Annotated in this window: 16 protein-coding genes; 8 read left to right on the top strand and 8 right to left on the bottom strand. The window is 72.9% G+C overall.

Going from position 1 to position 18,865, the window contains the following annotated elements; genetic code table 11:
* Positions 1–78: 78 nt before the first annotated feature.
* On the bottom strand, positions 79–813 hold the full coding sequence (locus ABD879_RS18665) for a TetR/AcrR family transcriptional regulator (RefSeq protein ID WP_345022738.1): 735 nt from the start codon (positions 811–813) through the stop codon (positions 79–81).
* Positions 814–1,016: 203 nt separating this feature from the next.
* Here ABD879_RS18665 and ABD879_RS18660 point away from each other — a divergent pair, with 203 nt between their 5' ends.
* The gene (locus ABD879_RS18660; RefSeq protein ID WP_345022737.1) at positions 1,017–1,769 is read left to right on the top strand and encodes a siderophore-interacting protein; all 753 of its coding nucleotides are present in this window, start codon (positions 1,017–1,019) and stop codon (positions 1,767–1,769) included.
* A 31-nt stretch (positions 1,770–1,800) separates the two neighbouring features.
* The gene (locus ABD879_RS18655) at positions 1,801–2,919 is read left to right on the top strand and encodes an FAD-dependent monooxygenase (RefSeq protein WP_345022736.1); all 1,119 of its coding nucleotides are present in this window, start codon (positions 1,801–1,803) and stop codon (positions 2,917–2,919) included.
* A 721-nt stretch (positions 2,920–3,640) separates the two neighbouring features.
* Here ABD879_RS18655 and ABD879_RS18650 read toward each other — a convergent pair.
* Positions 3,641–4,840: a sensor histidine kinase gene (locus ABD879_RS18650; protein ID WP_345022735.1), complete on the bottom strand. Its 1,200-nt coding sequence runs from the start codon at positions 4,838–4,840 to the stop codon at positions 3,641–3,643.
* A 584-nt stretch (positions 4,841–5,424) separates the two neighbouring features.
* Here ABD879_RS18650 and ABD879_RS18645 point away from each other — a divergent pair.
* From ABD879_RS18645 to ABD879_RS18635, 3 genes are all read left to right on the top strand, one after another.
* Complete coding sequence (locus ABD879_RS18645) at positions 5,425–6,198, top strand: ABC transporter ATP-binding protein (RefSeq protein ID WP_345022734.1); 774 nt, start codon at positions 5,425–5,427, stop codon at positions 6,196–6,198.
* Positions 6,199–6,201: 3 nt separating this feature from the next.
* Positions 6,202–8,730, top strand: a complete 2,529-nt coding sequence (locus ABD879_RS18640; protein WP_345022733.1) for an FtsX-like permease family protein — start codon at positions 6,202–6,204, stop codon at positions 8,728–8,730.
* An 820-nt stretch (positions 8,731–9,550) separates the two neighbouring features.
* Positions 9,551–10,795 (top strand): serine hydrolase domain-containing protein, encoded by a 1,245-nt coding sequence (locus tag ABD879_RS18635; protein WP_345022732.1) that lies wholly within the window; start codon positions 9,551–9,553, stop codon positions 10,793–10,795.
* A 180-nt stretch (positions 10,796–10,975) separates the two neighbouring features.
* On the opposite strand, the gene ABD879_RS18630 is transcribed toward ABD879_RS18635, so the two are convergent.
* On the bottom strand, positions 10,976–11,176 hold the full coding sequence (locus ABD879_RS18630) for a hypothetical protein (RefSeq protein WP_345022731.1): 201 nt from the start codon (positions 11,174–11,176) through the stop codon (positions 10,976–10,978).
* A gap of 118 nt (positions 11,177–11,294) precedes the next feature.
* Here ABD879_RS18630 and ABD879_RS18625 point away from each other — a divergent pair, with 118 nt between their 5' ends.
* Positions 11,295–11,843: a hypothetical protein gene (locus ABD879_RS18625; RefSeq protein WP_345022730.1), complete on the top strand. Its 549-nt coding sequence runs from the start codon at positions 11,295–11,297 to the stop codon at positions 11,841–11,843.
* Here the strand turns inward: ABD879_RS18625 and ABD879_RS18620 are convergent.
* Positions 11,798–12,199: a winged helix-turn-helix transcriptional regulator gene (locus ABD879_RS18620; protein ID WP_345022728.1), complete on the bottom strand. Its 402-nt coding sequence runs from the start codon at positions 12,197–12,199 to the stop codon at positions 11,798–11,800. The genes ABD879_RS18625 and ABD879_RS18620 overlap by 46 nt on opposite strands.
* A 140-nt stretch (positions 12,200–12,339) precedes the next feature.
* Between ABD879_RS18620 and ABD879_RS18615 the strand changes: the two genes are divergently transcribed.
* Positions 12,340–12,915 (top strand): YceI family protein, encoded by a 576-nt coding sequence (locus tag ABD879_RS18615; protein WP_345022727.1) that lies wholly within the window; start codon positions 12,340–12,342, stop codon positions 12,913–12,915.
* 413 nt (positions 12,916–13,328) lie between these two features.
* On the opposite strand, the gene ABD879_RS18610 is transcribed toward ABD879_RS18615, so the two are convergent.
* Both ABD879_RS18610 and ABD879_RS18605 read right to left on the bottom strand, forming a co-directional pair.
* Positions 13,329–15,170, bottom strand: coding sequence for a glycosyl hydrolase family 18 protein (locus ABD879_RS18610; protein ID WP_345022726.1), 1,842 nt, complete (start codon positions 15,168–15,170; stop codon positions 13,329–13,331).
* Positions 15,171–16,076: 906 nt separating this feature from the next.
* Complete coding sequence (locus ABD879_RS18605; RefSeq protein ID WP_345022725.1) at positions 16,077–16,430, bottom strand: MarR family winged helix-turn-helix transcriptional regulator; 354 nt, start codon at positions 16,428–16,430, stop codon at positions 16,077–16,079.
* 104 nt (positions 16,431–16,534) lie between these two features.
* Between ABD879_RS18605 and ABD879_RS18600 the strand changes: the two genes are divergently transcribed.
* Positions 16,535–16,750 (top strand): hypothetical protein, encoded by a 216-nt coding sequence (locus ABD879_RS18600; RefSeq protein WP_345022724.1) that lies wholly within the window; start codon positions 16,535–16,537, stop codon positions 16,748–16,750.
* 19 nt (positions 16,751–16,769) lie between these two features.
* On the opposite strand, the gene ABD879_RS18595 is transcribed toward ABD879_RS18600, so the two are convergent.
* Both ABD879_RS18595 and ABD879_RS18590 read right to left on the bottom strand, forming a co-directional pair.
* Positions 16,770–17,414, bottom strand: coding sequence for a LuxR C-terminal-related transcriptional regulator (locus ABD879_RS18595; RefSeq protein WP_345022723.1), 645 nt, complete (start codon positions 17,412–17,414; stop codon positions 16,770–16,772).
* Entirely contained in the window at positions 17,378–18,652 is a 1,275-nt protein-coding gene (locus ABD879_RS18590; protein WP_345022743.1) for a sensor histidine kinase, read from the bottom strand. Before ABD879_RS18590 ends, ABD879_RS18595 begins: the two co-directional genes overlap by 37 nt.
* Between the last annotated feature and the right edge of the window lie 213 nt (positions 18,653–18,865).

Raw genomic sequence — 18,865 nt, 5'->3', positions numbered from 1 at the left:
GGCCGAGCACTTCCTGGCCTTCACCGCCATTGCCTGCGCTCTCATCTGCCACCGCTGACTCACCAAATGAGACGAGTTCTAAGCCGGTGCGGGCGGGAGGTAGTCGATGTCGAGGACGGCGGCGAGATCGCGGAGGGTCTCCTCGTAGATCGGGGTGACGTCGGTGTAGACGAAGTCGAGCTGGTTGAGGACCTCCATGCACAGCAGCCCGTACAGCCGGATCCAGCAGTGCATGGCGACGTGCAGGGCCTCGATGGGCAGGTCGCAGTCCAGGGTGGCGGCGTAGGCGCCCAACTGCTCCCGTACGGACGGGGCCAGCTCCTCAGGCGCGGGGACGGGGAAGGGGGCGCTGGCCCACAGCTCCTCGATCTGCTGGAGGAAGACCAGTTCGAAGTCGTGCGCCGCCTGGTTGCGGGGCGACTCGGGGCGGATCCGGGCGGAGGCGGTGGGCGGGACGGGGAGGGCGAAGATCCAGCGGAACTCCGCCGGGTGGGCGACGGCCCATTCGCGCATGGCGCGGCAGGTGGCCAGCAGCCGTTCGGCGGGTGAGGCGGCGGCGTGGGCGTCGCGGGCGGACTCCATGGCCGCGGTCAGCTCGTGCAGGAAGTCGGCGGAGACCGCCGCGACCAGGTCGTCGTGCGAGGCGAAGTAGTGGTACAGGGCCGGGCCGGTCATGCCGACCTCGCGGGCGACGGCGTTGATCGTCACAGCGGCCGGGCCCTGGGTGGTCAGCAGCCGGCGCGCCGCCCCCCGGATCTCGGCGAGCGTGGCCTGGCGGAGCCTCTCCCGCCGACGGACGGGTCGCGCGGTCATGACCATCCCCTTCTCGCCGTTCGCTGCGACGTTGACAGGCTAGCGCCTCTATGTTTCCTTAGAGACTCTAAAACTTCTAGAGGTCGTAAGGAGTTGAGGCGTGGCGGGACCGGTGCTCGGAGTCGTGGTCGTCTCGGTGCCGGTCGTGTGGTGGGGCCTGTCCCGCCGCGCCCACCGCCGCCGGGAGCGGAAGGAGAGCTGAGATGGCGACCAGGTCGCGCAATCCGCTGGCGAACGCGTTCGCCAAGTACCGCTTGGAGGGCACCGTCACCGACACCGGTTCGGTCACGCCGACGATGCGGCGGATCCGTCTGGTGACGGACGAGCCGATCGGCTTCACCTACACCCCCGGACAGCATGTGCGGGTGCAGATCAACGACCCGTTGTCGGTGTCGGGGCTGCTGCGCCCGTCCGAGACGCTGCGCACGTACACCATCTGGGAGCTGACGCCCGAGGAGCGGGCGATCGAGCTGCGGGTGCACCTGCACGACGGGGACGGCATCGGCCTGCGATGGGCGCGGGCGGCCGCCGCGGGAGACCGGGTGACGCTCTGGTGGCCGGAGGGCGACCTGTTCGTCCGCCCGGCGGCGTTCCACCTGTTCGTCGGGGAGGAGACCGCCAGTGCCGCGTTCGGGCCGATGCTGCGGGCGCTGGAGCCCGCGGCCCGCGTCTGCGGGGTGCTGGAGAGCGACTCGGCCGAGCACGACATGCCGATGCCCGGCCCGCACGAGCTGCGGCGCGTGCACCGTTACGGCGCCTCGGCCGCCTCGTCCGCGACGTTGGTGGCGGCGGTGGCCGCCCTGGACCTGCCCGGCGGCGACGGCGCCGCCTACGTGGCCGGGGAGGCGCGCACCTGCCGGATGGTCCGCGACCACCTCGTCCGCGAGCGCGGCTGGAACCGGCGCTCGATCAAGGTCAAGCCGTTCTGGACCCCGGGCAAGCGCGGCCTGCACTGACCGCACCGGCCCCGCAGCGGAAGGACACAGCATGCACGCACTCATCATCGGCGGAGGAATCGGCGGGCTCGCCGCGGCGCTGGCCCTGCACCGCAACGGCTGGCAGGTGCGCGTCCTGGAACAGGCCCCCGCGTTCACCGAGGTCGGCGCCGGACTGTCGATCCAGCCCAACGCGCTGCGCGCGCTGGAGTCGCTCGGGCTGGGCGACCGGGTCCGCGCGCACGCCGTGGCCGACGCGCCCGTCGGGATCCGGCGGTCCGACGGCCCCTGGCTGATCCGCAACGACGTGGACCGGATCACCCGCCGCCACGGTCCGTGGCTCACCCTGCACCGCGCCGACCTGCTCGACGTCCTGCTCCAGGCGCTGCCGTCCGATGCGCTGCAAAGCGGCGTCCAGGTGCGGCAGGTGCGGCGGGACGGCACCGTCATCCATGCCGACGGCACCTGTACCGCCGACGTGGTGGTCGGCGCCGACGGCCTGCACAGCGCCACCCGGCGCTCGGTGTGGCCGGACGCGGCCCCGCCCCGCTACGTCGGCTACACCACCTGGCGGATGATCGTCACTGCGCGTCCCGTCGAAGGCAGCGTGGAGACCTGGGGCCGGGGCGCACGCTTCGGATACGCACCGCTGGCCGACGGACGGGTCTACTGCTACGCCATGGCCAACGCCCGCCAAGGCACCGCCGTCGGGCTGGGCGGCCTGCGGCGCCGGTTCGCCGGCTGGCACGACCCCATCCCGGAGTTTCTGGACGCGGCAGACCCGGACGCGGTGCTCCAGCACGACACCTACGAACTGCCCGACCTGGACACGTTCGTGGCGGGACGCGTCGCGCTCCTGGGCGACGCCGCCCACGCCATGACGCCCAACCTCGGCCAGGGCGCCGGGCAGGCACTGGAGGACGCCGTGGTGCTCGCCCGCATCCTGGAGCCGGCCCGCACCGGCGGCGCTCCGGTCGCCGAGGCATTGCGCGCCTACGACCGCGCCCGGCGGCCCCGCACGCAGAAGATCGCCCGCCGGTCCCGGCGCCTGGGGGAGATGGCGCACCGCACTTCCGCGTCGCTCGCCTTCGCGCGCGACACCGCCCTGCTGATGACACCGCCCTCGATCATCGCCCGCTCCATGACCCCCGTCCTCAACTGGACCACCTGACCACCGCTGGCTTTTCGGTGACGGGTGTCGGTGGCGCCTGCGCGGCGGACGCACCACCACCGGCGCAACGGCGTGGCGTGCCGGTGCCCCGGCTGTCGTTCGGCTCAGCCGATCTCGTTCACTCGGATCCGAGTCCTTGGAAGGGAGAAGGCGGAGCGCGGGCGGCCTCACCGGCCACGACCCTGGGCCCGGCCGCCGCCTTCCCGGCGGCCGCGCCGACGCCCTTGCGCACTTTCCGTTCGTGGCGTTGACGTTGGGGCCGGCGACGCCGGCGTTCGGGCACGTGGTGTTCGGGGGCTGCTGACGGCGGGGCTCTTCTGGCGGCGGCTCCGCGGCACCGTCTGCGGGGCGGCCGCTCCGGGCGCCGTCGCGGCGCCGCCTGCTCCGCGCCGCGCCCGTCGAGACCGTCGCCGCGGTCGTGATCGGCCGTCGGGCGGCCGGTCGACACCGGACTGCTGCATGTCGCAGACCGGCGGCGGCATGCCCTCGGCGGTGCCGCCGCGGGCGCAGTCCAGGCGGGCCACCTCATGAAGGCCGCTTCGCCGAAGCCTCGCGCCCCACCGCCGCCGAAGTCGCCGACACCGGGAGCCGCATCACCCTGGCAAGGAAGCCGCGGCCACATCGACATTCCGCCGTATATCACGACACCTCGCCGTGACCTGACCCCGCCCGCGTCGCTCGGCGCGGCCGCTGAGCGCCCCGGTCAGATGGCCGTCGGCGGTCACGGCCCGCAGGGCAGGTCCATCTCCAGAACGGTCGGACCGCCGGGCGGGCTGGTCACGGCGAACCGGCCGCCGTGCGCCTCGATCCGGCTGCGGATGCCGGCCAGGCCCGATCCTCCGCCCGCGTCCGCGCCGCCGATCCCGTCGTCCTCGATGCGCAGCGACAGCCGGTCGTCCTGCCGCCGTGCGATCAGGGCCGCGTTCCGCGCGCGGCTGTGCTTGGAGATGTTGGTCAGCGCCTCGGCGGTCACGAAGTACGCGGTGGCCTCGGCGGAGGCGGCGCACTGCCCGGGGATGTCGATGTCCGTGCGGCAGGGCACGCCGCAGTTCGCCGCGAGCCCGGCGAGTGCTTCGGCGAGCCCCCGCTCGGCCAGGACCGGCGGCAGGATGCCGCGCAGGACCGTGCGGAGCTCGGCCATGGCGGTCTCCGCGGCGTCCTGGGCCTGTTCCAGCAGCGCCTCCGCGGCGGCCGGATCGCGGGCCAGCGCACGGCGGGTCGCGCCCAGCAGGACGTTCACGGCGACGAGGCGGTTCTGCGTCCCGTCGTGCAGGGTCCGCTCGATGCGTCGCAGCTCCTGCGCGTGCGCGTCCAGCGCCGCGGCCCGCGTGGCCGACAGCCGCGCGACCTGCAGCGACAGGTCGACGTCGGATGCGGGTGCCAGCAGCCGCCGCCCCGGCCACGCCTGCAACCGTGCCATCCCGGGGATGACGGCCGCGAATACGGCGGCCAGTACCAGGCCGAGGAACGTGACCGCGAGGGCGTCGAGGTCGTCGCGCACGCTCCAGAACACGAAGTTCGGAATGGTCTCTTCGTAGGGCAGCACCCGCCACCACAGCGGGTAGGTGATGTCCTGGGCGGCCTGCACCGCCAGCGTCGCCCCGACGCCTCCGATGAGCAGGCCCAGTGTGCCGTGCACCAGCAGCCAGCGCAGTTCCCGCCGCATGGCCGGATCGGCGAACGCGGCGCGCACCCCCGCGGGCGCGGGACCCATCGCGGGGATCTCGGGGCCCCACCGGGACAGCCGGGCGCGCTCTCGCTCGGCCAGGGCGCGGACGAGCCGGGGGAGGGTGGGGGCGAGCAGGAGGCCGACACCGGCCGCGCACAGCAGCGCGACCGCGACAAGCCATGTCAGGACGATGAACGCAGGCAGGGCCGTGCTGAGCCCGCTGACGAGATGTTCGAGCGCGTCCAAGACCACGCGTGCACGCCTGCCGATGATTCGCCGCACGGTCCTTCGGGGAGCACTCGGTTTCGCGCTGTCCGCCACCACTTCCACCGGAGGACTCTAGGGGAGCGGTTCCCCCCACGGCAGGAGAATCGGCACGGGAGGTACGGCCTGCTGTACGAAATCTGGCCAGGTGGCTGGATTGTCCCAAATCTCCTTCTTGGTGTTCGCGACGCGGAACGACTTCCCGCGCTGGGCGCGCCGCCGCGCCTGCATGTGCGTGAAGTTCCCCCGGTGCGGCGCCGGACGGCGGGGGGTGGTTTTCCATAACGCGGTGGCCCACCCCAATTGGTCGAGGCACTGGCGCAGGGGCGCGCTCCGCTTGTGGAGTCGCCAGCCGATCGTCGACGGAGGCCGAGGTGCTGTGGGAAGCGTTCGGCAAGCCGTGTCGGCATCGGACCGGTAGCTGTGCGTGACGGCGATCACGGTCGGTGGCGAAAACGAGCGCGCGGTAGTGCCTGCACTACTTCCTATGGGCAACTGGCTGCATTGTTGGGGCGGCGCGCGCTTTCTAGCGTCTAGAGCCGTTGGAAACAGGCTCCCGGAAGGTACCCGCTATGTCAGAGCCCCTACCCGCCGCCGACGTCGTCCGTCTCGAACGGGTCGGCAAGACGTACGGAGGTGACCAGCCCGTCACGGCGCTGGCCGAGGTCGACGTCCGGTTCGCCCGCGGAACGATGACGGCGGTCATGGGGCCGTCCGGTTCCGGCAAGAGCACCCTGCTGCACTGCGCGGCCGGGCTCGACCGGCCCACCTCCGGTCGCGTCGTGATCGGCACGACCGATCTGTCGACGCTGTCCGAGAAGCGGCTGACCGAACTGCGCCGCGACCGGATCGGTTTCATCTTCCAGGCGTTCAACCTGGTGGGCGCCCTGACGGTGGAGCAGAACATCCTGCTGCCGGCCCGGCTGGCGGGCAGCCGCCCGGACCCGGCGTGGGTCGCCGAGGTGATCGACCGGGTCGGGCTGGGACACCGGCTCGGGCACCGGCCGACGCAGCTGTCCGGCGGGCAGCAGCAGCGGGTGGCGATCGCCCGGGCGCTGGTCACCCGGCCCGAGGTGATCTTCTGCGACGAGCCCACCGGCGCGCTCGACACGCAGACCGCGGCCGAGGTGCTGGGCCTGCTGCGGGCGGCGGTCGACCGGTTCGGACAGACGGTGATCATGGTGACGCACGACCCGGTCGCCGCGTCCTACGCCGACCGCGTCCTGGTGCTGGCCGACGGCCGGATCGTGCGGGACATGCCCCAGCCCGGCGTCCAGCGGATCGCCGAGCAGCTGGCGATGCTCGACCGCCGGCAGCGGCAGCCCGTCGCGAGCAGGGAGGGCTGAGCGGTGCTCGGACTCGCCGCACAGATGCTGCGCCACCGCAAGGGCACCTTCGTCGCGACCTTCCTCGCGCTCGCCGCCGGGGTCGCGGTCCTGACGGTGTGCGGGGTGCTCGTCGAATCCGGGCTGCGGTACAAGGGAGAGCCGCAGCGGTACGGCGCGGCGTTCGCCGTCATCGCCCGGCACCAGCTCACCGTGCAGGGGCCGGAGCGGTTCGGCGAGCGCGAGACCAGCACGGTGACGCTGCCCGAGCGCGGCAGCCTCCCTGAGACGCTGGTCGGCAAGGTCGCCGCGGTGCCCGGCGTGGCGGACGCCGTGCCGGACCGGACGATCGCGGTCGCGGCGGCGGCCGCGCCGAACGTGCCCGTCGCGGGCCACGGCTGGGGGAGCGCGGTGCTCACGCCGTACAAGGTGGTGTCCGGCACCGCGCCGCGTGTCCAGGGCGAGGTCGCCGTCGACGAACGGCTCGCCGCGGCGGGGAGGCTGCGTCCCGGCGCCACCACGGCGATCCTCACCGGCGGGACCGTTCACCAGGTCCGGGTGAGCGGCGTCGTCAAGGCGTCCGGCGCGCACGGGCCGCAGGCGGCGCTGTTCTTCACCGACGCGCAGGCGGCCCGGCTCTCCCCGCGGCCCGGCCGCGTCGACGCCATCGGCGTGATCCCCGCGAAGGGCGCCGACCGGGAGGCCGTCACCGCCGCGGTCGAGCGCATCGCGGACGACGCGGGGGCGACCGCCTACACCGGTGACGAGCTGGGCCTGGCCGAACAGCCCGAGGCGGTCGCCGCCAAGAGCTTCACCCTGGAGGCCGGCGGCGCGTTCGGCGGCTACGCCGCGCTGATCATCGGTTTCGTGGTCGCCGCGACGGTCGGCCTGTCGGTGCGGTACCGCCGCCGCGACTTCGCCCTGCTGCGGGCGATCGCGGCGACCCCGGGCCAGGTCCGGCTGCTCATCCTCGGCGAGGTGGGCATGCTCAGCCTGCTCGCGGCGGCGGTGGGCGTCCCGATCGGCCTGCTCGCCGGCCTGTGGATCGGCGACGAGCTGGTGACCCGCGGCTTCGTCCCGGAGAACTTCACCATGAGCGGCGGGATCCTGGCCGCGCCCGCGGCGACCGCGGCGGTGGCCGCCGTCGCGCTGCTGTCCGCCTGGATCGCCGCCCGGCGCACCACCCGCATCCGGCCCACCGAGGCGCTGGGCGAGGCGGCCGTGGAACCGACCCTCGGCGGGCGGGTCCGGGCCGTCTCCGGCCTGGCGCTCCTCGGCTGCGCGGTCGCGCTGACCGGGCTGACCGGCCTGACCAGCGGCCAGACCGCCATGGGCGCCGCGGTGGGCATGCTGTACATGTTCGTGCTGGCGATCGCGCTGCTCGCCCCGTGGATCAACCGGGCCGCCGCGGTGGCGCTCGCCCCGGTCCTGCGGACCGTCTTCGGCAACAGCGGCTACCTGGCCGCCGCGAACCTGCGGGCGAACGCGCGCGGCATGGTCGCCGTGCTGACGGCGCTGGTGCTCTCCGTCGGGTTCGGCGGCACCGTCTGGTTCCTGCAGGACAACCTGGAGCGCCAGACGGTGGTCCAGAGCCGGGAGGGGACGCTCGCCCAGCACGCGCTGGTCGGCGGCGCCGGGCTGCCCGCGGCGGTGGCCGCGCAGGCCCGCCGGATCCCCGGCGTGCTCGCCGCGACCGGAGTGCGCCGCACCTCGGTGATCGTGCCGTTCATGGACGAGGCGATGACGGTGGTCGCGCAGGGCGTCGATCCGCAGGGCGCGGAACAGACCATGGACCTGAAGGTGACGTCGGGAAGCCTCGCCGCGCTGGGGCCCGGCACCGTGGCGGTGTCCTCGTCGCAGGCGGACACGTCCGGGTGGAAGATCGGCGGCAAGGCCAAGCTGTGGCTCGGGGACGGCACGCCCGTCACCCTCAAGGTCGTCGCCGTCTACGAGCGCAACCTCGGCTTCGGCGACGTCACCCTGAGCAACGCGACGCTCGCCGGGCACACCGCCACCGGCCTCGACGACCACGTGCTGGTCCGCAGCGCGCCGAACGCCGACGTGGTCCCGGCCCTGACGAGGCTGGCGGCCGCCTACCCGGCGGGCGCCGTCACCAGCGGCGACCGGTTCACCGGCGAGCTGGCCCAGGACCTGGCGATCAGCTCGTGGCTGAACAAGATGCTGGTCGCCGTGCTGGTCGGGTACGCGGTGCTCGCCGCCGCCAACACGCTGATCATGGCCGCGCTGGCCCGGGCCCGGGAGCTGTCCCTGCTGCGCCTGGTCGGGGTGACCCGCCGCCAGGTGAAGCGGATGGCGAACGCCGAACAGGCCGCCCTGCTGGGCGTGGCGCTCACGATCGGCGTCGCGATCGCGGCGGTCACGCTGTCCTCGATCGTCAACGCCATCGCCGGGCAGCCCGTCCCGTACGTTCCGGCGCCGGGCTGGGTCGTGATCGTGGGCGGCACGGTGGCGTTGGCGCTGGTGTCCACGACCATCCCGATCGGCCGGCTCCTCCGCACCCCGCCGGTCGAGGGCATGGGCATCCGCGAGTAGACCACAGCCGCCCCGCACCAGCCGGGTGCGCCCCCACCGGGCGGCGCACCCGGCTGCCTGTCTTTTGGGCAGACGACGGCCCGTGACGGACCGCCTTTTGGGCACCGACATCGGCGCCGTCCTCTAGCCATCTGACCCGCTCGTCGGCGCTTCCCGCGTGGTCGGGACGATTCAAGGGGGAGCGGGTGTCCATGCTGCTGACGGCATGACCCGTCCTTTGCGCCGTGGTTCGACTCACCGGACGTGCCGCTGGGGGCGGTGCCCGGACGATGGGGCGCGGACTCCGCCGTCTCCTAGGCTGTGTTTCGACGTGCGGCGGGCGTCGCCGTGGTGTCGCCGCCATGATCCCGGCTGCGGGAGACCAGGCCCGGCGGCAGCAGCGATACCGTCGGGTACGGCCGCGGCCGCCCCGAGCGCCACCGGGCCGTGAACACCCGCCACGTCAGGCTCGCTGGCCGCTACCTGGCTCTTCTCTGGCTCCACTTACTTTGAAACACGGCCTAGATCGGAGCGGTCTTTGGGGCTGTTCATGGCCTCTTCCAACCGCATGGCCGTGGCGACGGCGGGACGCCCGGAGACCGCGGGGCGAAGTACGACGTGCGGATACGGCGTGAGCACGTGCTGGGCGGTTATCCGAGCTGGCGTTGCCGTGCGTGTTGTCCGGGGAAGGGCGTCGCGGTCGCTGTACCGGGGCGGTAGCGCTGGCTACACTGCGTTCCTTCCCGTGTGCGTTATGGAATCGGACGCACGTGATCCGGATGCTTGAAGTGTTCCGAAAAACACGCCCGCTCCACCAATCAGGTGGTTTTGAGGAGAAACGGTGTCCGAGCGCTTCCTGCCCCCCGCCCGTCCGAACGCCCCGTCCAAGCCCCGCCGGAGGATGCCGCGGATCGCCGCGGTGGCGGTGACCGGTGCCGTCGTGGCGGCCGGCCTGACGGGCTGCGGCGTCCGCGACGCGGCCGACGTCGAAGGCGAGATCGGCACGGCCGAGAACGAGACCGCCGTGCTGAAGGCGATGCAGGAGGTGGTGAAGGCCGGATTCCCCGGCGTGATGGTCTCCGTCAAGGGCAAGGACGGCAAGATCCGCGACTACTCGGCCGGGATCGGCGACCGCGAGACGGGCGACGCTCCCCCCAAGAACGGCTACATGCGCATCGGCAGCAACACCAAGACGTTCGTCGCCGCAACCGTCATGCAGCTGGTCGGTGAGGGCAAGGTGAAGCTGGACGAGCCGATCGACACCTATCTGCCGGGTGTGGTCGAGGGGCCGGACTACGACGGCAAGAAGATCACCGTGCGGAACCTGCTCGGGCACACCAGCGGCCTGCCCGATTACACCGAGTTCGTGGACTCCGACACCGCCGGCGTTCCGAGTCGGACCTACACGGCGGAGGAGCTGCTCGAGCCCGCGTTGAAGCACAAGGCGGCATTCCCCGTCGGCAAGAGGCGCCGGTACAGCAACACCAACTACATCGTCGCGGGAATGCTCGTCACGAAGGTCACCGGGAAGCCGGTGGGGGAGGCGGTCACCGAGCGGGTGATCAATCGGCTAGGGCTGCGGCAGACGTACTGGCCCCGGCCCGGAGACAAGAGCGTCCGCAAGCCGCGCATGGAGGGCTATGTCGCACCGCCCGGAGGGAAGCTGCGGAACGCCACCGAGATGGACCCGTCGATCGCCGGGGCCGCCGGCATGGTGGTGTCCACTCCGCGTGATCTCAACCGCTTCTTCGCCGCACTGGTCGGCGGCGAGCTGGTGCCCGCCGCTCAGCTGACGGAGATGCAGAAGACCGTCGAGTCGCCGGACGAGGAGCCCGACACCGTGTTCGGGCTCGGCCTCGACGAGATCACCCTGTCCTGCGGCAAGCTGTGGGGCCACGGCGGCGACATCCACGGCTACGAGACGCGCGGCGGTGCGACCGCCGACGGCCGCGCGGTCACGGTGGCGGTCAACGCCCTGCCGAGCGCGGTCATCGACGAGCAGGCGTCGGCGGAGGCCATGACCAAGGACGTCATGAAGAAGGTCGAGAAGGTGATGGACCTGGTCGACACGGCCATCTGCAAGTGACGGGACCAGCCAGGCCGGTGGCGTCCCCGCGCCGAGGGGACGCCACCGGCGCAGCCTCGACGACAGACCGGCGTTCCGGTTGCTTCGGCATGGCGGGCCGCGGCGTTCCCACGAACCGCCTCCGGACGCGAGGGCCTCCCGAATGGGCCGCACCGGCGCGAGGCAATGGGGCGGTAGGCGTCAGGAATTGCGGCGGGGGACGGTGGAATAGTCCTGGCCGTCCAGTTTGGCGATGTCGTCGGCGGTGACGTGGGCGGTGCGGCCCTTCCACGACTCGCCCTCCATCTCGATCCAGGCGATGCGGGCGCCCCAGGCGCCGTCGGGCATCCGCTCCCAGGCCAGCAGGTACGCCGGGCCCGCCGCGGTGGCGGAGTGGATCATCGGTGGAACGTGAGGCATGGGATCGTTTTAGCCGGTTCCTCTGACAATCGTGTTCGCCTTCCGACTTTACGCCCCGCGGAAATGGGAGTTCGGCCCGGATTTCCGTAGGGTCGCCGGTATGGCGTACGAGTACGTCGGGCCGGAGAAGATCGCGCGGCGGGTCGACGGGGTGGCGGGACGGCCCGTCCGCTCCCCGGCAGACCTGGAGGAGCGGCTCGCCGAGCGGCGCGGCGAGTGCGATGAGCCGTTCGCCTTCGTCGTGGACGTGGCCGGCACGCTGCTGCTCGCGCCGCGCCGCAGCGAGCACGTGGCGTGCGCGGGCGGCCGCCCCGTCCTGGCGGCCGGAGAGATCGCCTTCGCGGCCGACGGCGGCGGACGCCGGGCCGCCGCCGGGATCACCAACCAGTCCACCGGCTACTGCCCGGACGCCGGATGCCGGCCCGCCGTGGCCGCCGCGCTCGACCGGGCGCGCGTGCCGCATCCCGGCGGTTCACGGAGGTTCACGGAGGTTCGTCTTCCGCCGCTGCCCGTCCTGCGGGGAGCTCACCCTGGTGAAGGGCGCCTACTACGTGTGCGTGTTCTGCGACGCCGCCCTCCCGGCGTGAGGGGCGGCCCGCCGGGTCAGCGGGCGGCCAGGGCGGCTTCCTCCCGGGCGCGCGCGTCGTAGCGGGCGCGGGACTCGATGACCTCCCCCAAATGGGTCTCCACCCAGGTGACGAGGGTGCCGACGGCGTCCAGCAGGGTGCGGCCGAGCGGGGTGAGGGCGTAGTCGACGCGCGGCGGCATCACCGGGTAGACGGTGCGGGAGACCAGCCCGTCGCGTTCGAGGCCGCGCAGGGTGACGGTGAGCATCCGCTGGCTGATGCCCTCGATCTCCTTCTTGAGCTCGGTGAACCGCTTGGTCTCCGTCCCCAGGTGCGCGATCACGTACAGCGACCACTTGTCGCCCACCCGGCCGAGGATCTCCCGCGCGTGGACCGCGACCGGACCGTCGCACGCTCCGACATCGGGCTTGACCTCCATGGTTCCCTCCCTGTGACCACGGCAGAAAAAAGTGCCTTCTTGTGCGTCCGCTGCTGCTTTCCGCAGGATGGCATCAGTTCCCTTCCGTAAGTGAGGAATGGAGGGGAACCCGCTTACCATCCAGAACCCAAGGAGACACGATGACGGCCGACCTTGTCGAGATCCCCGGCTACGTCGCCGGGAACTGGACCGTGGACCCGGTGCACTCCAGCGTGTCGTTCTCGGTCCGGCACCTGATGGTCGCCAAGGTCCGCGGGCGCTTCGCCGACTTCACCGCCGACATCGTCACCGCGCCGGACCCGCTGGCGTCCTCGGTGACCGCCACCATCCAGGCGGCCTCGGTGGACACCGGCAACGCCGACCGCGACGCCCACCTGCGCACCGCCGACTTCTTCGAGGTGGACCGGTATCCGACGATCACCTACCGGTCGACCGGCCTGCGGCCCGACGGGGAGGCGTTCGCGCTGGACGGCGAGCTGACCGTCAAGGACGTGACCAAGCTTGTGACGCTGCGCCTGGAGCTGGGCGGCTTCGGCCCCGACTACTTCCTGGAGGACCCGTCCAAGGGCGCCCGCGCCGGTTTCACCGCCACCGGCAAGATCAACCGGCTCGACTTCGGGGTCGGTGACGAGGGCACCGTTCCCGGCGGTGCCGTGGTGCTGGCCCACTCGATCGACATCAGCCTGGAGATCGAAGCCGTGCGCAAAACCGACTGAACAAGTCGGAAGGTTGGGCAATGCACGGGGCCGTAGAGGAATCCGATCGTCGTCCACCTGGCGGCGCGCCCGGCGTGTACGGGGGCGGCGCCGGGCAGCGACCGCACGCCCGCGCCGCCCTGTCGTGGTCCCGTCAGACGCGCGGTCGAGAATCCGCCGAGGCCAGAGCCGCCGCCCCGGTGCGACGCCGACGGTGCGCTCTGGCGGTTCCACGGTGATCCGGGCGAATAACGAGGCGGAGCCCCGGACCGAGGAGGACCGCGTCCGGTGCCGCCGCGGGCCCGCGTGGGCGACCGGCGCGGCGGGCCCGCACATGGAAGGGCCCCTGACGGCCGATCGCGCAGCCGTCAGGGGTCCTGCCCCACTGGATGACCGTCGGCGGCGGGGGCACCCGGCGGTCACCCGGGCGGGTATCAGCCGAGGCCGTTGCGGATGGCGGTGATGAGCTCGCCGTTGCTGGTGTCGCCGCTCAGTTCCCAGAAGAACGAGCCCGCCAGCCCCTGGTTCTTGGCGTAGGTCATCTTGCCGCCGATCGTGGCGGGCGTGTCGTAGCTCCACCACTGGTTGCCGCAGTGGGCGTACGCGGTGCCGCCCACGGTGCCGGTGGCCGGGCAGCTGTTCTTGAGCACCTTGTAGTCCTCGATGCCCTGCTCGTAGGTGCCGGGCGCGGGGCCGGTGGCCGAGCCGCCCGGGGCGCTCTGCGTGACGCCCGTCCAGCCGCGTCCGTAGAACCCGATGCCCAGCAGCAGCTTGCTCGCCGGGACGCCCTTGGACTTCAGCTTCTGGATGGCCGCGTCGGAGTTGAAGCCCTCCCGGGGGATGCCCGCGTAGGAGGTCAGCGGCGAGTGCGGGGCGGTCGGGCCCGCGGCGTCCCAGGCGCCGAAGAAGTCGTAGGTCATCGGCAGGAACCAGTCGACGTACTGGGCGGCGCCCGCGTAGTCGGCCGCGTCGATCTTGCCGCCGGACGAGGCGTCCGCGGTGATCGCGGCGGTGACCAGGTTGTCGGAGCCGAACCGCTGCCGCAGCGCCGCCATCAGGTTGCGGAACGCGTCCGGCCCGCTGGTGTCGCAGGTCTGCCCGCAGGCGTTCGGGTACTCCCAGTCGATGTCGATGCCGTCGAACACGTCCGCCCAGCGCGGGTCCTCGACCAGCTTGTAGCAGGAGTCGGCGAACGCGGCCGGGTTGGCGGCGGCCTGCCCGAAGCCGCTCGACCAGGTCCAGCCGCCGAACGACCACAGCACCTTCAGGTGCGGGTACTTCTTCTTGAGCTTGCGCAGCTGGTTGAAGCTGCCGCGCAGCGCGCCGGCGTCCCAGGAGTCGGCCTCGCCGTCGACGCTCTCGGCGGCGCTGTAGTACCGGTCGTAGTCGGCGTAGGAGTCGCCGACCGTGCACTGGCCGTTCTGCACGTTGCCGAAGGCGTAGTTGATGTGCGTGAGCTTGGCGGCCGACCCGCTGGTGTCGATGTTCTTGACGTGGTAGCCGCGCTGGTAGACGCCCCACTGGGCGAAGTAGCCGATCACCTTGCCGCCGGACGTGCCGGGGTCGTCGCCGCCGGAGGCGTCGGTGGTGACCGAGACGGCGTTGGACGCGGGGGAGGTGTTGCCGGCCGCGTCCCGGGCCCTGACCGTGAACGTGTAGGAGGTGCTGGGCGACAGGCCCGACACCGTGGCGGTGGTGCCGGTGACGGTGTCGGCCTTGGTGTCGCCCCGGTACACGTCGTAAGCGGTGACACCCACGTTGTCGGTCGCCGCGTTCCACGCCAGCGTGACGCTGGTGGAGGTCTTGCCGGTGGCGCGCAGGTTGCTCGGTGCGGACGGGGCCTGGGTGTCGCCGCCCGGCTGCCCGCTGCCGTCGCATGCGCCGCCGTTGATCGTGCAGCCCGAGATCCACCCGGACCCGGTGCCGGTGAAGCCGAAGGAGGCGGTGCCGCCCGGGTCGACGGTGGCGTTCCAGCCGGCGTCGGTGAACGTGTAGTGGCCGCCCGAGACGCTCTTGGCAGCGTCCCAGGTGGACCCGATGGACGTGCCGGACGGCAGGTCGAACTCCAGCCTCCAGCCGGAGAGCGCCGTGTCCGTCCCGTTGGTGATGGTGCACTTGCCTTCGAAGCCGGTGCCCCAGTCGGAGGTCTTGGTACAGGTCGCGGTGACCGCGGCCGCCGCGGTCGCGGCCACGGGTGCGGCGACCGCGGTCCCGGCCGCCGCGAGCGTGAGTGCGCCGGCGAGGGCGATCGCCCGCCGTCCGCCCGATCTGGACATGCTTCTCCGTTCGCTCGTCCCCCGAAACCAGTCGGTAACCCCGTTCGGCCGTGGAGCGCGGGGCCCGTGCCGCTGTGCCCGGGGTGCGCGCTTGGTGCGGCGCGGTGTGCGGGAGTGCGGGTGTGCGGAGGTGGACGGTGGTCGGGTCACAGCGGGGGGCCACGGCGTCCGTTCGGCGCCACTCTTAGGAAAGTTTCCTAAGAATTAGCTCGGATGGTAACCCGGGGCGCCCGCCCCATCAAGGGCTTTCGGCCACTCGACCGGCGGCGCCTCGCTGGTCTGTGCGGCTGCCTGGGGACGTACGGCCGCCGCCCGCCGTGCCAGGCCGAGACCGCGCACGCCCCCAGGCCCCGCCGCGCTCTCGGCCCGGCGGCAGGCCCCGGCCGACACCGTGGGCGCGGCCGCCCGGAGGGCGCGGCCAGGCGGCGTGTCCGGTGCGGCGCGGTGCCGCCGTGCGTCCGTTGCACCCCTGGAGCGCACCGCTGCGCCCAGCCGGGGGCGCGTGTGGGACGCGACCTCCGTCGCGCTTTGGGTGCGGCACCGTCCTGCGTTCGCCGTGCTATGGGTGGAAGCCTTTTGCGTCTCGGAGGGGGCGCACGCGGGGCGTGGTCTGCACTGCTTGTCGAATTTTGGTGCAGGGGGGCGGCGCTGTGGGCGCGGCTGTCTGGAGGGTGCGGTCGGGCGACGCCCCCGGTGTGGTGCGGCCCAGCCGCGCGTCCGCTGCGCCTTGCCGGGGTCGTGCGCGAGGGGCGGGCCACGCCACTCGCCCGTGGTTCGGGTGCGGTGGTGGGGGTCGGTCGGCGTCATGGGGCGGCTGGTCGGAGGTCGCGGTCGGGGGTGTGTCTGGCGCGGCGCGGGTTTTCGTGCGTGCGCCGTGTGCTGGTACGCGTGTCCGCCGCGCCCGGTTCAGAGATTGGAGAACCAGCCGGGGACGTCGAGCGGGAAGTGGCCGTCCGGCGTCATCGTCCGCAGGCTCTCCTCGACGGCCGCCGGCCGGTCGGCCCCGAGCGTCCGCTCCCAGCGCTCGCGGATGCGGTCGAAGCCCTGCGCCGAGCGCGCCAGCGCGTCCAGGCCCCGGTCGGTGAGCCGGACGACCTTGCGTCGCGCGTCGGCGGGGTCTCCGGCTTTCGTCACGTACCCGAGCCGTTCCAGCTGCTCGACCGTCTTGCCCGCGGCCTGCTTGGACACGCCCAGGCGGCGGCCCAGCTCGGCGGCCGTCGTGCCGTCCGGGCCGATGGCCTGGAACACGAAGCCGTGCATGGGGCGCAGGTCCGGATGCCCCTGGGCGGCTGGCTCCGCGTGCAGCTCGTCGACGATCGCGCGGAAGCCCGGCAGGAGGCGCAGCGGCAGCTCGTACCCCGGAGTTGACCGAGCCGGGCGACCGCGTCCTGGAGGCGGCCGCGGGCGACACCGTGGTGATGGCCGCCGACGTGCCCCGCCGGGTGACCACCGAGGGAGGCTTCGCCGCCGTGGTGGCCGCGGCGGCGGGCGGCCGCGTCTACAACCCCGACGGCGTCGGCGACGGATGCGCGATGGGCCCCGAGGGCACCGACCGCATCGTCCCGCCCTGGGCCGCCTGACCCCTGCCGGAGCCGCCGGTCAGACGCCGAGGTAGGCCAGGACGGCCAGCACGCGGCGGTTGTCGTCCTCCGACGGCGCCAGGCCGAGCTTGGCGAAGATGTTGTTGGTGTGCTTGCTGATCGCCTTCTCCGTCACGAACAGGCGGGCGGCGATCGCCGCGTTCGACCGTCCCTCCGCCATCAGGCCCAGCACCTCGCGTTCGCGCGGCGTCAGCGCCTGCAGCGGCTCCTCCCGGGCCCGCTTGGTCAGCAGCTGGGCCACCACGTCCGGGTCCAGGGCCGTGCCGCCCTCCGCCACCCGGCGCACCGCGTCGACGAACTGGCCGACGTCCGACACCCGGTCCTTCAGCAGGTAGCCGACGCCGCCGGTGCTGTCGGACAGCAGCTCCCGCGCGTACAGCTGCTCCACGTGCTGCGACAGCACCAGCACCGGCAGCCCCGGGATCTGCCGGCGCGCCTCCAGCGCCGCCTTCAGCCCCTCGTCGGTGAACGTCGGCGGCAGCCGCACGTCCACCACCGCGACGTCGGGACGGTGGGTGGTCAGCGCCCGCACCAGGGACGGCCCGTTGTCGACCGCCTCGACCACCGTGAACCCGAATGCCTCCAACAGCCTGATCAGGCCGTCCCTCAGGAGGGCGAGGTCCTCGGCGATGACAACGCGCACGGCAGCTCCATGGTCACTACGGTGGGTCCGCCCGGGGGGCTGGTCACGGCCATCGTGCCATCGAAGGCGGCCAGGCGCCGCTCGATACCGCGCATACCGCTGCCCCGTCCCGGGTCGGCGCCGCCGGTCCCGTCGTCCCCGACGATCATCAGCAGCCGGTCGCCGTCGTGCTCGATCTGCACCCAGGCGCGCTGGGCGCCGCTGTGCTTGACCACGTTGGCCAGCATCTCGGCCACGGCGAAGTAGGCCGCCGACTCCACCGGCGCCTCGGCCCGCCCCGGCACCTCGATCCGCACGTCGACGGGTAGCGGCAGGGACAGCGCCAGCGCCCGCACCGCGCCGTCCAGGCCGCGTTCGGCCAGCACCGGCGGGTGGATGCCGCGCACCAGGTCGCGCAGCTCGGTCAGGGCCTGCCCGCTGGCCGCCCGGGCCTCGGCCAGCAGCTCCTGCGCCGCCTCGGGGTTCTGCTTCATCAGCTCCTCGGCCAGGCCGATGTTCATGCTGAGCGCCACCAGCCGGGCCTGCGCCCCGTCGTGCAGGTCGCGTTCGATGCGGCGCAGCTCGGCGGCCGAGGCGTCCACGGTCTGCGCGCGCGTCTCGGTGAGCCGCCGCACCCGCTCCTGCAGGGCGCCGCGGGTGGGCGCGAGCAGCGACTGGACGAACAGCGCGTGCCCCTTGAGGATGTGCGGCCCCCACCGCAGCCCGGCCAGCGCGAGCGGGGCGCCGAGCACGACGCATCCGACGGCGCCGACCAGGCCCCAGTCGCTCAGCGGCCAGAACGGGCCCCACCCGTACCAGCCGAAGTGCCCCAGCCACGACGCCAGGACGACGCCCTCCAGCCCGTAGACGACCATCGCCGCGGGCAGCAGGTTCAGCACCAGCCCGACGGGCGCGTTCACCAGCGTCCACAAAAGATCGCGCCACGTCGCGGGGTCGGCCAGCATGGCGAACAGCCGCCGCACCGGCCCGCCTTCGGGCAGGGCCCGGTACGGGCCGGCGACCGGCACGCCCGACCACTCGGCCGCCCACACCCGCTGCAGATCGGCGAACAGGCGCACGCCCTTGAGCACCAGCGGGGCCAGGAGCAACCCCACCCCCACGGGGATCAACACGACGGAAACCACGCTCAGGACGAACAACGGGATGCCGACCGCGGGCGCCAGGACCGCCTGGATGAGACCCCGCAGGCAGGACAGCAGCCCCCGCTGTGCAGTCTTCCAGAAGCGGTCGCCGGACATCTGGTTCACCGCCTGCCCCTTCTATCGTGACGCGACCTGCCCATTGTGTTCGGCCACGGGCGGCTGCGGCAGGGGCCTAACTCCACCTGCGGGCACCGCAAGGGGTGGGTGAAACCCCACCATCCGCGCGCCGGGCGATCGACGCGGGGCCTCGCCGAACCGCACGGGGTACGCGAGCCGATCCGCGCGCCCCGCGCGGGGCGATCTGCGCGG

The organism is Actinomadura keratinilytica (assembly GCF_039539665.1).
In the GTDB taxonomy this organism is placed as follows: Bacteria; Actinomycetota; Actinomycetes; order Streptosporangiales; family Streptosporangiaceae; genus Spirillospora; species Spirillospora keratinilytica.
The sequence above is the reverse complement of the archived record's forward strand: the minus strand, read 5'-3'. Positions and strand labels throughout refer to the sequence as shown.

What these genes read in the sequence shown, in the direction of transcription:
- ABD879_RS18610 (WP_345022726.1), bottom strand. Translation starts at nt 15,170, where the DNA reads ATGTCCAGATCGGGCGGACGGCGGGCGATCGCCCTCGCCGGCGCACTC.
- ABD879_RS18665 (WP_345022738.1), bottom strand. Translation starts at nt 813, where the DNA reads ATGACCGCGCGACCCGTCCGTCGGCGGGAGAGGCTCCGCCAGGCCACG.
- ABD879_RS18630 (WP_345022731.1), bottom strand. Translation starts at nt 11,176, where the DNA reads ATGATCCACTCCGCCACCGCGGCGGGCCCGGCGTACCTGCTGGCCTGG.
- ABD879_RS18645 (WP_345022734.1), top strand. Translation starts at nt 5,425, where the DNA reads ATGTCAGAGCCCCTACCCGCCGCCGACGTCGTCCGTCTCGAACGGGTC.
- ABD879_RS18660 (WP_345022737.1), top strand. Translation starts at nt 1,017, where the DNA reads ATGGCGACCAGGTCGCGCAATCCGCTGGCGAACGCGTTCGCCAAGTAC.
- ABD879_RS18590 (WP_345022743.1), bottom strand. Translation starts at nt 18,652, where the DNA reads ATGTCCGGCGACCGCTTCTGGAAGACTGCACAGCGGGGGCTGCTGTCC.
- ABD879_RS18615 (WP_345022727.1), top strand. Translation starts at nt 12,340, where the DNA reads ATGACGGCCGACCTTGTCGAGATCCCCGGCTACGTCGCCGGGAACTGG.
- ABD879_RS18605 (WP_345022725.1), bottom strand. Translation starts at nt 16,430, where the DNA reads ATGCACGGCTTCGTGTTCCAGGCCATCGGCCCGGACGGCACGACGGCC.
- ABD879_RS18655 (WP_345022736.1), top strand. Translation starts at nt 1,801, where the DNA reads ATGCACGCACTCATCATCGGCGGAGGAATCGGCGGGCTCGCCGCGGCG.
- ABD879_RS18625 (WP_345022730.1), top strand. Translation starts at nt 11,295, where the DNA reads ATGGCGTACGAGTACGTCGGGCCGGAGAAGATCGCGCGGCGGGTCGAC.
- ABD879_RS18620 (WP_345022728.1), bottom strand. Translation starts at nt 12,199, where the DNA reads ATGGAGGTCAAGCCCGATGTCGGAGCGTGCGACGGTCCGGTCGCGGTC.